Here is a 16,001-nt window from a genome sequence, read left to right as displayed (position 1 = left end):
CCTATTTGTCTCGGTATGTCACACGATGAATATGCAATATCAAATATGCTTCTTCATCTTGTGACAATTCACATTGAAATACCTTGTAAACATATTGTTTCATCTTTTGTACACAATGATAGGATTGTGGATACATTTTATAGATGTGATTATACAATTCATTATCTGTCTCCACAAAGAAATCTTTATGTACTAATCTTTGGGCAAAATATTGAATATGAGTGACTAATCGCATATAATTCATTGAATCTTCATCAAACGTTGTATGGAAATGATATTTAATAATTGCTAATAGATCTTTAACAGTATCCATAATCAACATCGATTCTTCCATGTTATTATGTGTCTGAATATTAATGAAATGTAAGGTAATCGCTACAGCTTCATCTTCTGGACAATCTAGTTTGAGTTTTTCTTTAATGAGTTTAATCCCATATATGCCTATCTGATAATGCTTTGGATAAAACTTCTTTACTTCATAAGATAGTGGACTTCTCATAAATTGACCTTTTTTCATTCTCTTGATTGTAAAATCAACATGATCTAAGAGAGTAAGATAAAGATAATCAGACATTTTTTCTTCTAGAAGAGTTTCACCATAATCTATCACTTGATTGACAATCTGAAGATATTCTTCTTTTGTATTTGTTAATAAATAACTAAAATGTTCTAATTTATCATGTGAATCTAATACATATGTCTTATCTATTTCACTAAGTTCAATGGAATCTCCTGGTCGCTTTTTAAAAGAAATTCCTTTTGAATAAACAATAACCTCTTGTGATCCACGTTTGACAACTGCCACATTATTATTCAATATTTGGCTAACTTTCATATAATGACCTCCTTTCTAGAAAAAAAACTCAAACAACATGTCAAAAACATGTTATTTGAGTTCTGCCTGCATTCCAGTAACATACTCTTTTCTTGTAACAGCCTGTTACAAGGTTTTCTTTCTAATCCTAGTATAGAATATCATCTCATCCTTTGTCAAGCGCTTTCACAAATAATAATTTATATATTCACTCAACAAGTTATTTTATCATATAAATTCATGTTTTTTCTTACACAACTTATTGACATTGATTCTGCCTAAAATGTAAAAGGTATTGCTAATAAACAGTATCCTAAGGTTTCGTTATTTATTTGACTTGTTGATTATTTCAAGAAGTCATTCAACAACACTATTCATAATCATTAACATTTAATAATCTGTCATCCTATCACCTAATGTTATACACCATAGAATATGTTTTAAGCAAATATAAATAACAGATAAAATTTGAACTTATAACAACTTTCATGTATAATGAGTAGTGCTAAAAAAGAGGTGAAAAAATGGAAGGTTTTTGGTATGAATTAAAACATGTATGTAAGCAAAGTGGAGCAAGATATGGTATCTTGCATACCCCTCATGGAGATGTAGAAACACCTATGTTTATGCCCGTTGGAACATTGGCTACAGTCAAAGGTATCTCGCCTGAACAATTAAAAGAAATGAACTCACAAGTGATTCTTTCTAATACTTATCATTTATGGTTAAGACCTGGTGAAGATGTTGTCAAACAGGCTGGTGGTTTACATAAATTTATGAATTATGATGGACCTATCTTAACGGATAGTGGAGGCTTTCAAGTTTTTTCTTTAGGAAAAACAAGAAAGATAGAAGAAGAAGGTGTTACCTTTAAAAGTATTGTTGATGGAAAGAAATTATTTCTATCCCCTGAAAAAGCTATTCAAATTCAAAATGATTTAGGTGCAGATATTATTATGAGTTTTGATGAATGCGCTCCTTATCCTTGTACACATGACTATATGAAAAACAGTGTTGAAAGAACCCTTCGTTGGGCAAAACGTGGTAAAGATGCTCACCAAAGAGATGATCAAGCGTTGTTTGGAATTGTTCAAGGTGGAGAATTTGAAGATTTAAGAGAATTCAGTGCGAAAGAATTAGTGAAAATGGATTTTCCAGGTTATTCTATTGGAGGAACCAGTGTTGGTGAGCCTAAGGATGTCATGTATAAAATGATTGATGATGCGATTCAATGGCTACCTGTAGATAAACCACGTTACTTAATGGGAGTAGGAAATCCCATTGACCTCATAGAAGGTGCTATGCGAGGCATTGATATGTTTGACTGTGTTTTACCAACCAGAGTGGCGAGACATGGTGCATTAATGACACATTATGGAAGAATGAATATTAATAATGAGAAGTTTAAATATGACTTTACGCCTATAGATGATAAATGCCATTGTTATACTTGTCGTAACTATACACGTGCTTATTTGAGACATTTACATAAATGTGATGAAATATTTGGAAAGAGTTTACTCTCTATCCATAATGTTGCATTCTTATTACAATTAAGTGAAGATATTAGAAATGCAATTCAAGAGGATCGTTTATTAGACTTTAAAGAAGAATTCTTAGATCATTATGGTAGAGATGTATATGAGAGGGCATTTTAAATATGAAATTAAGTGAATTTGATTATCATTTACCTGAAGAATTAATTGCACAAACTCCCTTAAAAAAGAGAGATACTTCTCGTTTGATGGTATTAGATAGAAAGAATGAAACAATTGAAGATAAACATTTTTATGATATTCTTGATTATTTATATGAAGGAGATATCTTAGTCAGAAATAATACAAAGGTTATTCCTGCAAGACTCTATGGAACAAAAGAAGAGACCAATGGACATGTTGAAGTTTTGTTACTTAAGGATTTAGGTAATGACGTTTGGGAATGTCTCGTAGGTAATGCAAGAATTGTAAAAATTGATACTATTATTACTTTTGGTGACGGTTCTTTAAAAGCAAAATGTATTCATATTGGTGATGAAGGAATACGTCACTTTGAAATGATTTATGAAGGTATCTTTTATGAGATTTTAGATACTCTTGGAACAATGCCTCTTCCTCCTTATATCAAGGAAAAACTTGAAGATCAGGAGCGTTATCAAACTGTCTATGCAAAGATTGAAGGAAGTGCTGCTGCTCCAACAGCTGGTTTACATTTTACTGATGATATTATTGATAAAGTCAAAGCAAAAGGTGTAAAGATTTTAGATGTGACTCTTCATGTAGGGTTAGGAACATTTAGACCTGTTAAAGTAGATGATGTTTTAGAACATCACATGCATAGTGAATTTTACATGATTGATGAAGATGTTGCACAACAATTAAACAATGCCAAAGCAAATGGTCAGCGTATTATAAGTGTTGGTACAACATCTACAAGAACACTTGAAGCAAATTTTAAGAAATATGGACAATTTAAAGCAACTCAGGAAAGTACTGATATCTTTATTTATCCAGGCTATCAATTTGAAGCTATTGATGCTTTAATTACAAATTTTCACTTACCTAAATCTACCCTTGTGATGTTAGTGAGTGCTTTTGCCAATAAAGAATTTATATTAAAGGCTTATCATCATGCAGTTGAAGAAAAATATCGTTTCTTCTCATTTGGTGATTGTATGTTTATTCAATAATGAAAATAAACTATGATTTAAAGCTTCAAGAAGAATTAATGAAGATTGGAGATACAAAACCATCTCTATTGCTTCATGTATGTTGTGGTCCTTGTTCAAGTTATGTCATTAAAGAATTATCTGAATATTTTCATATAACTATTTATTATTCTAATTCAAATATTTACCCTATTGATGAATATCAAAGAAGATATCAGGAACTTTTACATTTTATAAAGAGATTTAATCAAGATTTCAAGCATAATATTCAAGTTATCGAAGATCCTTACAATCATCCCGAATGGGTTTCTCATCTTTATCCACTTAAAGAATTACCTGAGGGAAGTATGAGATGTAGACTATGTTATAGTTTAAGAATGCGTAGAACATTTGATTATGCAAAAATAAATCATTATGATTATTGGACAACTGTCTTGAGTATATCTCCACATAAAAATAGTCAATGGATTAATGAAATTGGAGATGCCTGGCAAAGTTCTACACCAAAGTTCTTATATGCTGATTTCAAGAAAAATAATGGTTATCTTAAATCAACTCAAATGACAAAAGAGTATGAAATGTATCGACAAAATTACTGTGGCTGTATGTTTAGTTATGAAGAAATGTTAAAAAGAGAAAAACAAAAATAGTATTTGAAAAGGAAGAATTAAATCTATGATAAATAGATTGAGTTCTTCCTTTTGTTCTTTATAGAGAATTATAATAGAGACTCATACATTTTTTATTTTCCTAATTCCTTACTTCTATCTATATAAGTTGTATGTAGCATGTTTTCTGCTAAATCACTCATTGGTTCTTGATAGAAATCCTTATATAACTGTTGAATTTCAGGATTATCATGACTTTTTCTTAAATTCATTGATTGGTCTCTGTTATAAAGTCCTGCAATTCTTTTTGCGCGAAGGAGATCGCCCTGATATTTCGTATCTTTTGGTTGACCACCACCACCAATACAACCACCTGGACATGTCATAACTTCAACAAAGTGATACTTTTTATCAGCAGTCTTCATCTTTTCAATAAATTGACTTGCATTTTTTGTACCAAAAATCACTGCAATATTTACTGTTATACCATTCATATCTACACTTGCTTCTTTAACATCATCCAATCCCCTTACAGGCGTATATGTAAGCAAATTGATTGGAGCTGATTCACCTGTCATTATTTCATAAGCAGTACGAAGTGCTGCTTCCATAACTCCACCTGAGTTTCCAAAAATAACACCAGCTCCACTTGCTTCACCCATTAGTGAATCAAACTTTGAATCTTTTAAAGATGTAAAATCAATATTTTCCTCTTTAGCCCACTTTGCGAGTTCTCTTGTCGTAATCACATAATCCATATCACGCATATTATCAATTCCTAAATATTTCCCAGCATCACACATCTCTTCTCTTTTGATTTCATATTTTTTGGCTGTACAAGGTGTAACAGCTATATTAACAATTTGAGTTGGATCTATGTTCATTTTTTTAGCAAAATAAGTTTTTACTGTGGGCCCTTGCATACCAATTGGACTCTTAGCAGTTGAAAGATGATTACGCATTTCTGGATGATAAATTTCTAAATATTTTACCCAAGCTGGGCAACAACTTGTGAATTGCGGTAAAGGCTTAGTTTGCTTTGTTAGGCGACGTATTAATTCTGTACCTTCTTCAAGAATAGTTAAGTCAGCTGAGAAATTTGTATCTAAAACATATTTAGCTCCTAGTTTTCTTAATAAAGCAATCATTTTACCTTCTACAAAAGTTCCATCTTCCATACCAAACTCTTCTCCTAAGGCAATTCTTACTGATGGTGATGTGTTAAAGATAATAATTTTATCAGAATTTTTCATGTCTTCTTGAATGAAAGGATATTCATAAGTTTCATGAATACTTGAGACTGGACATACATTTGCACATTGTCCACAATTGATACATACTGCTCTATCTAATGTATCTTCTAAGCTATACGTTCCATGAACCCCAATATAATCTTGACAGATATTCTTACATTGACCACACTTAATACATTTTTCTTCATCTCTTTGAATTGATGGATTATCACATTCTATGGGTACACGAATATCCATTCCTAAATGTTTGCTCATACATTATCCTCCTCTTAAATAGTAATCGTTACTATTATTATATCATCATGGAAAATATTGTCAAACAAAAGAGATATCTATAATGATATCTCAGTTTATTGAATCTCTGAATCATTATTCAGACGATTGTGTATACTTTGCATTTTATAATCTAACTCTGATATAGACATTGCACACTGGATTAATTCTTTTTTGATATCTTCAGGAACATTATTATCAGTTTTATATTTTAATTTATGTTCTAATGAAGCCCAGAAGTCCATAGCTATTGTTCTTAATTGAACTTCTACATGAATAGGCTGTACACCTTCAGCTAAAAATATAGGCACCTCTAACACTAAATGCAAACTTCTATAACCATTATCTTTTGGATTTTGAATATAATCTTTTATCTTGATAAGCTTAATATCATCTTGATTAATCAATAATTGAGCCACAACATAGACATCATCTATATAATTACATATCACACGAATTCCAGCAATATCATGTATATGACGCATAATTTCTTTTTCAGTCAATGTCACATCTTTATCTATCGCCTTTTTTATAATACTTTCTGGCTTTTTTAATCTAGACTCAATATGATGAATAGGATTATGATCATATTTCACCTTGAATTCAGAATCTAGTATCTCCAATTTTGTTCGAATTTCTTTAATCCCAGCTTCATAAAGCTGCTCCATACGTAATAAACTATTAACATTTTCCAAAATTGGATTTTTAACAACTTGATTAAGAATATTCTTTTTTAATCTCTTATTATCCAATAATCTTATTTTATCTTTCTTCAACATTTCACAATCTCCTTACCACTATTTAATACAATCGAGATGAACTCATGGTGAACTGATTGAAAAGCAAGAAAAGAGTCTAACGACTCTTTATTTTATCAACAAATATTTTTATTTTCTCTGTTGCGATTTTTAGTTCCTCAATACTATAAGCATATGAAACACGAATGAATCCTTCACCAGCTGGTCCAAATGCTGTTCCTGGTACACATGCTACCTTTTGATCTTCTAAGAGTTTTTCACAAAACTCATCTGAAGATAGTCCTGTTGATTGAATGCATGGGAAAACATAGAATGCACCTAATGGCTTAAATGTTTCTAATCCCATATCATTAAATGTTTTCACAAGAAAATTTCTTCTTGTTCTATATGAATCACGCATTTTCATAACTTCTTCCTGACAGTGTCTTAAACCTTCAATGGCACCATATTGTGCTGGTGATGGGGCTGACATAATAACATATTGATGAATCTTGCACATAGCACTAGACAAAACCGAATTGGAAAGAATATAACCTAAACGCCACCCTGTCATAGCATGTGCCTTTGAAAAACCACTGACAATAATTACTTGATCTTTAATTTCATCAAATGATGCAATTGAACAAAATTCCTCTTCATAACTTATTTCTGCATAAATTTCATCAGATAGAATAATAATTCCAGTCTCTTTTAGGATAGGAACTATCTTTTCATAATCCTCTTTTGTCATAAATCCACCAGTTGGATTAGACGGATAGTTTAACAAAATTGCTTTTGTCTTTGGAGTTATAGCAGCCTTTAATAAATCAGGAGTCAATTTAAATTGATCTTCATGACGAAGATTGATAGCAACTGGAACTCCACCTGCCAATTCAACACCTGGGGCATAAGCAACATAGCCTGGATCTAAAACAATCATTTCATCACCTGGATTAATAATTGAACGAATAGCAATATCTATTCCCTCAGATCCACCCACAGTGACAATACATTCTTTTTCAGGATGATATGATACCTGAAATCTTTTTTTATAGTAATTACATATTTCTTTACGTAATTCTAATAAACCACGATTAGCAGTGTAAAAAGTACGTCCTTTTTCAATAGAATATATTGCTGCTTCTCTAATTGCCCAAGGTGTTGTAAAATCTGGTTCCCCAACTCCAAGAGAAATAACTCCCTCCATTTGTGAGGCCAAATCAAAGAATTTTCTAATTCCACTAGGCTTAATAAGTTTAACACGGTCACTCAACATATTTTCATAATCCATTATGGAGTCACCACCAATCTATCATTAGAACCATCTTCATCTTCAATTAAAACAACACCATTATTTTTATATTGTTTTAATACAAAGAATGTTGATGTCCCTGTCACACCATCTAAACATGCTAATTTACTTGCTACAAAGTGAGCAACTTCCTGCATTGTTTTCCCTTTGACTATAGCTACAAATTCAAAACTACCACTTAAGAGATACATTGTATCGACTTCATCAAATTTATAAATACGACTTGCGATTCTATCATAACCATACTCTCTTTCTGGATTTGCATTGATTTGAATCAAGGCAGTGACAATTTCAGCATGAGTTAAATCCCAATTAACAATTGTATGATATCCACAAATGACTTTTTCTTTTTCTAATTCTGTTAATCTATCAATAACATTATCTTTCGTTTCTTCTAAGGCGGCCGCTAGATCAGTAATTTTCATCCTTGCATTTTTCTGTAACAAACTTAGTAATAACTTATCTTCCATAACGATCACTCCTTCTTTTATATTATATTTATTGTAGTACATTTTTTTATATTAGTAAATAGAATATTATTGTGTTAAAATAGATTTATGAAAGGGGTTTACTTATGAAAACATTCTATGTTGCCAGTTATGGAAAAAATAATGATAAGGGAATTTATATCATGAGACTTAATGAAGAGACACTTGAGATGCAACGTGTTCAGCAGATAGTCACGCAGGATTACCCTTCGTATATGATAACTAAAGATCATGTTCTATATGTTGCATATAAAAATGCCAGTTCATTGAATGATGGTGGAGGATTAGGGAGTTTCTCAATTTATAAAGATGAATTAATTCTTAATAATAATTATAATTCTAGTGGAAGATCTTATACACATTTATGTGTTGATGATACTCTCCGTTATATTTTTGCAGCAAATTATCATATTGGTGCAACAGCTTCTTATCAATTAGATAACAAAACAATAACTCAGAAAATTTCTGCTGTAAGACATAAAGGACTTGGACCTGATCTTTTAAAAAGGCAAACTGGACCCCATGCTCATTATGTTGGTATTACACCAGATAAACAATTTGTATATTCTGTAGACTTAGGTGCAGATAAAGTTGTTATGTATCGCTTTCATCAAGGGGTATTATTAGAAGATGCTGATTATACTCTCAATGTTATTCCTGGTTCTGGACCACGTCACATGATTTTTTCATATGATGGTCGTTTTGCTTATCTTGTGAATGAAATTGCGAATAATATTATGGTTTTTAAATACTCTGAAGGCCGTTTTAGTCTTATTCAAGCTATTCATTGTATTCCTAGACATTTCAAGGGGTTCTCAAGTGCATCTGCTATTCGTATGACATCAACTGGTGAACATTTATTTGTATCTAATCGCGGTCATGATAGTATTGCGATGTATCGTGTCAATAAAGAATCTGGTAAAATATCATTATTGTATATGGTTCATACTGGTAAAGGTCCTAGAGATTTTCATATTATTAATGATCAGTTCTTAATTGTTGGCTGTCAAGGTGATAATCAATTACAAGTATTAACCTTTGATGAAGATAATGAAAAATTACTTATGAGCGACTCAACAATAGATTTACCTGCACCTGTTTGTATAGCATTTGAATAACAGATAGACTCTTCTTAGCATTAAGAAGGGTTTTTATAGTTTGAATATCTTAAATGACAAGGAGGGATATCTTGTATTGGAATATTATACCTGAATGTATATCAATTATCATTCTTCTTATTATATGGTCTTACTCTAGAAAAGGAAGCAATTTACCAACGTTAACAAATCAGTTATTTCAGGCCTGTTTTTTAGTCACATTTCTCGCTATATCTACTAATATTCTATCAACTTGTATGTTGACTTATACTCAAATTTTTCCAATTTGGATGATAGAACTTGTGACGACTATTTACTTTATCTTCACCCCTTTAATGGGAATGATTTATTTCTTATATTCATCAACTCTTATTTACAATCATACAAAACTATCAAAAATAATGTGGTTAGGAACCTTGCCTGGACTTATTTATATCCTTATTGTCCTTTCCAATCCTTTTTCACATATATTGTTTAGTTTATCATCTGAAGGTGTTTACAATCAGGGTTCATTTATTTTTATAACTTACTTGTTATTTTACTTATACTGTTTGTTTTGTCTTATCATTGTGATTATCAATAAGAAAAAAATAAATTATCATATTTACAAGATACTTAGTGTCTTTCCACTTATTGCAGTTGCTGTTATTGTTATTCAACAAATTTATCCAAATATTATCCTCTCTGGAACAGCAGCTACTATGGCTTTATTAATTATTTATCTTCATTTGCAAAATAAGCAATTAACCTTAGATTCTTTAACAAATTTACCTAATCGTTCTGAACTATTTCAAATGATGGAAATATTAATTGAAAAATATGGTCATGATCCATTTGTTTTGCTTGTTATTTCTCTTAGAGATTTTAAGAAGATTAATGAATCATATGGACATGCTATGGGAAACGAATTATTAGTTAAATTTTCAGAGTTTTTATCTTCCATTGCACCATTAAATAGTGTTTATCGTTTTAATGGTGATGAATTTGCTATTTTAATTCAACATGAACAACGTCATTTGGTAAAACAAATTATTGATCTACTTGATAAAAAAACAATCTCTCCCTGGATAATTCAAGATTATAGTTTTTATGTTTCCACTGTTGCTGGAGTTGCAACTTATCCTCAAAGTGCTACAACAGCCGAAAAGATATTGAATGCTGTAGAATATGCTGTTATTCAAGCTAAACGTGATTCATCGAAGCAAGTCCATTACTGTGATGAAAATATTATGAACAGTATCAATAGAAGAGAGAGAATTATTGAGATATTAAAGGATAAAATAGCCAAACAGAGTTTTGAACTCTATTATCAACCTATTATTGATTTAAAAACTGGTAAGTATGATTTTGCTGAATCTCTAGTGAGAATTCCAAACTCATCATTGGGTCCATTATATCCTAATGAATTTATTCCAATTGCTGAAGAAACTGGTCTTATTATAGAAATAACTTATCAGATTCTTGAAAAAGCATGTGAATTTATAAATCATTTATCAAAAGAAAATATTCATATAAAATCTGTACATGTTAATTTTTCAGCTTATCAATTTAATGAATCAAACTTATCAAATAAAGTCATTGAGATTATAGAATCACATCATATCCCTTTATCAAAAATAAAAATAGAATTTACTGAAAGCACAATAGCTAAAAATGTAGAAGTTGTTACTCATTTTGCAAATTATGTAGCCCAAAAAGGAATTCGTATGGGTTTAGATGATTTTGGAACAGGCTACTCTAATATTGCAACAGTTATTGGTATTCCATTTGGTACTATCAAACTTGATAGAAGTTTAATATTAGCTGCTATGGATAATGAAAAGTCAGCTGGTCTTGTTAAAAACATAACACGTTCTTTTCAAGATTTAGGTTGTTCTGTTGTTGCAGAGGGTGTCGAAACGAAAGAACAAAATCAGTTTGTAAAAGATTGTCAAATAGATTTTGTACAAGGCTTCTATTATGCCAAGCCTATGCCTGAAAAAGATGTTATTGAATTCCTAAAACATAATACTTAATCATATTTATTATAAATAAAAGATGAAATACCTTTATTGATAATTAAGTGTATTTCATCTTCTTTTTTATTCCCTATTGAGAAAAATAAACTATCTCTTTTGCTTCAAATTCCAACAATGATTTAATGGTCCACTTCCATGCCCTAAATCAAGATTTGCTTTTAAGGCCCCACTAATATAATCTTTTGCTTTTCGAACACTTGTAATCATATCATATCCAGAAGCTAAATGACTTGCAATAGCACTAGATAAAGTACATCCAGTTCCATGTGTATTTGGATTATCTATATGTTCACATTCTAACCATATTTTTTCATTATTATGATATAACAAGTCATCAGCTCGATCTTCAAAATGGCCACCTTTAATCAAAATATCTCCTTGATACCATTGACGAATATCTTGTGCAGCACGAATCATATCTTCTTTACTTTTTATCTTCTTCCCAGTAAGAACTTCTGCTTCTGGTATATTAGGTGTAATAATTTCAGACAAAGGTATCAGTTCATATTTTAATGCATCAAGAGCACTATCTTCAATTAATCGGGATCCACTAGTGGAAACCATAACAGGGTCAACAACAATATGTCTCGCATGATATTGTTTTAATTTCTTAACAATTGTATGTATTAATTCTGTTTCTGACACCATTCCTATTTTCAATGCATCTGGAAAAATATCGTTAAAAACGCAGTCAAATTGTTCCTCCAGAAAATCTGGAGTTACATTCATAATATCTTTAACACCTAGTGTATTTTGAGCAACAAGAGCGGTTATAATACTCATCCCATACACGTTATGTGCCATAAATGTCTTCAAGTCCGCCTGAACACCTGCTCCCCCTGTAGGATCAGTCCCAGCAATAGTCAAAACAGTATTCATATTCTATCCTCCATCTCTATAAATGATTCATAATGTTCATGAGCAATTCCACATATCTTGTCCCAATCTTTTTGATTAGCCTGATCATAAATTGCTTTTACATAACAACCTGCATTTACTGCTGTCTCAATTGCATATAATGCATCTTCTACAACGACACATTCTTTCACTTTTAAATTCATACTTTTTACAAGAGTTAAATAACTTTCGATCTCTGTTTTATTATATCCACAAGTTTGACACGAATAAATATTCTGGAAATAGTGGAAAAGATTCAATCGCATGAGAGCTTTTGTTGCAAGTTCAACGGAACCAGCAGTGAATGCAACAATTTGATAATTCTTATCAAAACATTTTTCTATAACTTTTCGTGCTCCTATTTTTAATGGAATAGATTTTTCATATGCTTCTTCAATAATATAGGTTATTCCTAAAGCAACTTCATTAACAGATTGTGTTAAAACAAATGTATTTTTCATATATAGGGCTGCTTCTTGTAAAGACATATGTTCCATAAGAGAATCTAAATCATCTGACCCTTGAATCCCAATACTTTGTAGATAGCGATTCCCTACATTATCCCAAACATTTAGAGAATCTAAAAGTGTTCCATCCAAATCAAATATGTACCCCTTAATCATTAAAAAGCCCCTGACATATTTCTTTAAGACATTGTGTAGCTTTATGAATATCTTTTTGCGCTAGAATTGCACTGATAACTGCAACACCAGCAATACCACTATCTTTTAATTCCAATATATTTTGATAACCAATACCTCCAATAGCTACTACTGGTATTTGAACAGCATTACAAATATCTTTTAATGTCTGAATATCAACATCTACAGCATCTTTCTTTGTACCTGTATGAAAAACCGCTCCTACTCCTAAATAGTCTGCACCAGCTCCTTGTGCCTCTAAAGCTTGCTCAACACTTTGTACAGAAACACCTAGAATTTTATTTTCACCTATTAACTGTCTCACATTGTGAGCTTTCATATCGCTTTGCCCAACATGTACTCCATCTGCATCTACAGCCAACATGACATCAACATTATCATTAATAATAAATGGAATTGCATACTTTATACAGAGATATTTTAAATATCCTGCTTCCCTTATAAACTCATGATTATTAAGTTTTTTTTCACGCAGCTGTACACATGTCACACCTGCTTGAACAGCCTTTTCGACATCTTCACAAAGTGTATGCTTTCCTAACCAATAACGATCTGTAACTAAATACAATTGCATAGCTTTTCTTATTGCCTGCTTATCTTTTTTCAATTTGTATGCCTCCATTCAACAATTGACTATTCATCATACTTAGAGCATCAATGAGATAAACTCGTAAACTTCCTGTCCCACTATTTTCCTTAACAATTTTTTGTTTAGCAAGTTCACCACTATATCCCATGATAGCAACTGCACAACTAACCGCATCTAATAAATTATCTTGATTAACTGCTATATATGCACCTAATATCGCACTCAACATACAACCAGTTCCTGTAATTTGAGACATTTCTGGGCACCCATTTTTAATGATATAAGTATTCTTAGAATCAGTTATAATATCAATAGGTCCTGTGATTACAATAATTGCCTCTGTTTTTTGACTTAACTCTTTAGCAAAACTTATTGTCTGCATTAAATTATCATCACTAACAATATCATTAATATCTGCATCTACACCTTTTGTCGTTCCCGTTCCTGAATAAACAGTCTTCATTTCTGATATATTTCCTCTAATCACACTCAATTTCACTTCTTTGAGTAGACGAAATGTAGTCTCCGTTCGAAATTGACTTGCACCTGCTCCAACTGGATCTAATACGACAGGATGTCCAAGTTCATTTGCCTTTTTTCCCGCTTTAATCATCGCCTCTACTGTTCTCTCGTTAAGTGTTCCAATATTAATGACAAGAGCTTGAGAGATTGATGTGATATCTTCTACTTCTTGTTGCTCATCTGCCATAATAGGACTTCCATGTACTGCTAATAAAGCATTTGCACAATCATTCATTGTAACACTATTTGTTATACAATGAACCAAAGGATTTTGTTCTTTAACATTTTTTATAATTTTTTCAAACATTATTTTCTCTCCTTATAATATAAAAAGTGATATGCCAAACAACGGTATATCACTTCATTTTTAAGTTTATATCCCTCCGTTGGCATTACCCAAATCAGGTGCGGTCGAAGTTCACAACTCCCTCTCAGCCTATTTATAAGCTCCCGTTCTTGATATTTTTATCATAACACTTGACTATTTTATCGTCAATGAAAAACAACAGTAAACTAAATATTCTCATCAAAAGACAGATTTAACTGTTTATCATTAAATCTCTAACATTATCTTGGTCTACATCACTTGAAATAGCTAATCCATATGCAACTGTAGAAATAGGAACTGTAACATATTCATTATGACAATAGTCTTCGAAGTCTTTAAGTATATTTTGACAATTGTTCTGATATGAACTTTGTATAAATGTCTGATAACTTTCTTTTAATGAGGAATTCATAATACTCTCTTCAAAATCTAAAATAGGTGAAGTCAATTGATGAGTAGTATATCGAAGTGTAGCATCATATTGAGAAGTCTTTTTAAGATTTAATCCAACTTCTTTAAGATTTTTATTCATCATATCATATCTTAAAGCTGATACTGTATCTCCTAAGGTATAATACTCAATTTCTTTTATATTTTTGACATTACGGTATGCTTTTTTTGCAATATCTAAATCATAAGTTTCCAGAGATTTCTCATTATTTAGTGAAGACAATTGACAATTATTCATTCTTTCATTCTTATCAAATCCTTGTTGCAAATCAGATTTATTAATTGAATAATAAATTGTTTTTCTTATATCTTTATTCTCTCCTACTTTATCATTTAGATTGAATTCTAGATAATTGAGATGAAATGCTTCATTAACTTCATAAACATTATGATATTTTGCTTCTTTTATATCATTTATGTGACTGGTTAAAGAGACTTCACATATATCTAAATTAAATTTATCTACTTCATTTTTTCTTTCTATAGTAGAAGTTCCTTTAATAATTATTTTTTCAAAAGCATATTTTGAAGTATGTTTATATAAATTCTTTTTTAGCTCTATAGATTTATTATGAGAATATTTTTCAAAAGCATATTCTCCAGTTCCTATAGCCCACTTACTATTTTCAACTGTTTTAAATATTGGAATAGATAATCCCTGGATATTAAGAATTGAACAACTGTTAAATTGAAAAGTAAGTTCATACTCATTATCTATAATGATGCCTGAAATATCATTATTTTTTCCTAATTGATAATCTTCCATTCCTTTTATAGTTTTACATATATCCTTTTGAGAATATTGACTCGTTGTTTTATTCAATTCTAAATAAGATTTTTTAACTGTTTCAGCATTAACAACATCACCATTAGAAAACTTTGCTTTTTTATTTAATTCAACCTTTGCTTCTAACCCATCCTTTGAAAAGATAATTTTATCTGCTAACATAAACTCTATTGATAAATCTTTTTTTATATAAACTATAGGTTCATAAACAAGACGTTTTGTAAGTCGAGAGGTTTGATCTTGACCAAGATAACTTTTTGATTCTTGAGGGGGATTTGTGACTCCTATTGTTAATTGTTTCTTTTGTTCATCGCTCTTCTTTATATATTCAGGAGAACCTTCAAATATAAGTGTATTCGATTTCTCTCTATTATTAAAGATAAGAAACGTTATAACTAGACATAAACCAATGAAAACAATAAGAATATATTTTTTATCCCACTTTATTTTTTGTTGATTCATAATTTTCTCCTCAATACTATACAGCCATGAATACATAAT

At 30.8% G+C, this 16,001-nt stretch carries 15 protein-coding genes; 5 read left to right on the top strand and 10 right to left on the bottom strand.

The genetic code is table 11. The features are described 5' to 3' along the window. Nucleotide 1: 1 nt before the first annotated feature. Nucleotides 2-835 (bottom strand): PRD domain-containing protein, encoded by an 834-nt coding sequence (locus GQF29_RS08935; protein WP_008788913.1) that lies wholly within the window; start codon nucleotides 833-835, stop codon nucleotides 2-4. 503 nt (nucleotides 836-1,338) lie between these two features. On the opposite strand from GQF29_RS08935, the gene tgt reads away from it, so the two are divergent. Genes tgt through GQF29_RS08920 form a run of 3 tightly spaced genes read left to right on the top strand, consistent with a single transcriptional unit; the run spans nucleotide 1,339 to nucleotide 4,129 of the window. Beyond that, on the top strand, nucleotides 1,339-2,472 hold the full coding sequence (tgt, locus tag GQF29_RS08930) for a tRNA guanosine(34) transglycosylase Tgt (protein ID WP_008788914.1): 1,134 nt from the start codon (nucleotides 1,339-1,341) through the stop codon (nucleotides 2,470-2,472). A 2-nt stretch (nucleotides 2,473-2,474) separates the two neighbouring features. Then, entirely contained in the window at nucleotides 2,475-3,500 is a 1,026-nt protein-coding gene (queA, locus tag GQF29_RS08925; RefSeq protein WP_008788915.1) for a tRNA preQ1(34) S-adenosylmethionine ribosyltransferase-isomerase QueA, read from the top strand. 38 nt (nucleotides 3,501-3,538) lie between these two features. Further along, on the top strand, nucleotides 3,539-4,129 hold the full coding sequence (locus GQF29_RS08920) for an epoxyqueuosine reductase QueH (protein ID WP_236916410.1): 591 nt from the start codon (nucleotides 3,539-3,541) through the stop codon (nucleotides 4,127-4,129). Between the two features lie 92 nt (nucleotides 4,130-4,221). Here GQF29_RS08920 and GQF29_RS08915 read toward each other — a convergent pair whose 3' ends face one another. From GQF29_RS08915 to GQF29_RS08900, 4 genes are all read right to left on the bottom strand, one after another. Then, a complete protein-coding gene (locus GQF29_RS08915) occupies nucleotides 4,222-5,595 on the bottom strand; it encodes a [FeFe] hydrogenase, group A (protein WP_008788917.1) in 1,374 nt (457 codons plus the stop codon). A gap of 95 nt (nucleotides 5,596-5,690) precedes the next feature. Next, the gene (locus GQF29_RS08910; RefSeq protein ID WP_008788918.1) at nucleotides 5,691-6,392 is read right to left on the bottom strand and encodes a GTP pyrophosphokinase; all 702 of its coding nucleotides are present in this window, start codon (nucleotides 6,390-6,392) and stop codon (nucleotides 5,691-5,693) included. A 76-nt stretch (nucleotides 6,393-6,468) separates the two neighbouring features. After that, complete coding sequence (locus tag GQF29_RS08905; RefSeq protein WP_117598839.1) at nucleotides 6,469-7,641, bottom strand: aminotransferase class I/II-fold pyridoxal phosphate-dependent enzyme; 1,173 nt, start codon at nucleotides 7,639-7,641, stop codon at nucleotides 6,469-6,471. Beyond that, nucleotides 7,641-8,132 carry an Lrp/AsnC family transcriptional regulator gene (locus tag GQF29_RS08900; protein ID WP_008788920.1) on the bottom strand — a complete coding sequence of 164 codons (492 nt, stop codon included), beginning with the start codon at nucleotides 8,130-8,132 and terminating at the stop codon, nucleotides 7,641-7,643. Before GQF29_RS08900 ends, GQF29_RS08905 begins: the two co-directional genes overlap by 1 nt. A gap of 104 nt (nucleotides 8,133-8,236) precedes the next feature. Here GQF29_RS08900 and GQF29_RS08895 point away from each other — a divergent pair, with 104 nt between their 5' ends. Both GQF29_RS08895 and GQF29_RS08890 read left to right on the top strand, forming a co-directional pair. Further along, entirely contained in the window at nucleotides 8,237-9,268 is a 1,032-nt protein-coding gene (locus GQF29_RS08895; protein WP_008788921.1) for a lactonase family protein, read from the top strand. Nucleotides 9,269-9,339: 71 nt separating this feature from the next. Continuing rightward, on the top strand, nucleotides 9,340-11,262 hold the full coding sequence (locus GQF29_RS08890) for a putative bifunctional diguanylate cyclase/phosphodiesterase (RefSeq protein ID WP_008788922.1): 1,923 nt from the start codon (nucleotides 9,340-9,342) through the stop codon (nucleotides 11,260-11,262). Nucleotides 11,263-11,352: 90 nt separating this feature from the next. On the opposite strand, the gene thiD is transcribed toward GQF29_RS08890, so the two are convergent. From thiD to GQF29_RS08865, 5 genes are all read right to left on the bottom strand, one after another. Continuing rightward, nucleotides 11,353-12,144 (bottom strand): bifunctional hydroxymethylpyrimidine kinase/phosphomethylpyrimidine kinase, encoded by a 792-nt coding sequence (gene thiD / locus GQF29_RS08885; protein ID WP_117598837.1) that lies wholly within the window; start codon nucleotides 12,142-12,144, stop codon nucleotides 11,353-11,355. Then, a complete protein-coding gene (locus tag GQF29_RS08880) occupies nucleotides 12,141-12,785 on the bottom strand; it encodes an HAD family hydrolase (RefSeq protein ID WP_160340796.1) in 645 nt (214 codons plus the stop codon). Before GQF29_RS08880 ends, thiD begins: the two co-directional genes overlap by 4 nt. Then, complete coding sequence (thiE, locus tag GQF29_RS08875) at nucleotides 12,778-13,431, bottom strand: thiamine phosphate synthase (protein WP_008788925.1); 654 nt, start codon at nucleotides 13,429-13,431, stop codon at nucleotides 12,778-12,780. Before thiE ends, GQF29_RS08880 begins: the two co-directional genes overlap by 8 nt. Next, the gene (gene thiM, locus GQF29_RS08870) at nucleotides 13,418-14,242 is read right to left on the bottom strand and encodes a hydroxyethylthiazole kinase (RefSeq protein WP_054325169.1); all 825 of its coding nucleotides are present in this window, start codon (nucleotides 14,240-14,242) and stop codon (nucleotides 13,418-13,420) included. Before thiM ends, thiE begins: the two co-directional genes overlap by 14 nt. 232 nt (nucleotides 14,243-14,474) lie before the next feature. Further along, complete coding sequence (locus tag GQF29_RS08865) at nucleotides 14,475-15,962, bottom strand: ABC transporter substrate-binding protein (protein ID WP_236916409.1); 1,488 nt, start codon at nucleotides 15,960-15,962, stop codon at nucleotides 14,475-14,477. Nucleotides 15,963-16,001 lie beyond the last annotated feature (39 nt).

This window comes from Coprobacillus cateniformis, from assembly GCF_009767585.1.
Taxonomy (GTDB): domain Bacteria; phylum Bacillota_I; class Bacilli_A; order Erysipelotrichales; family Coprobacillaceae; genus Coprobacillus; species Coprobacillus cateniformis.
This window is presented reverse-complemented; position numbering and strand designations above follow the sequence as displayed.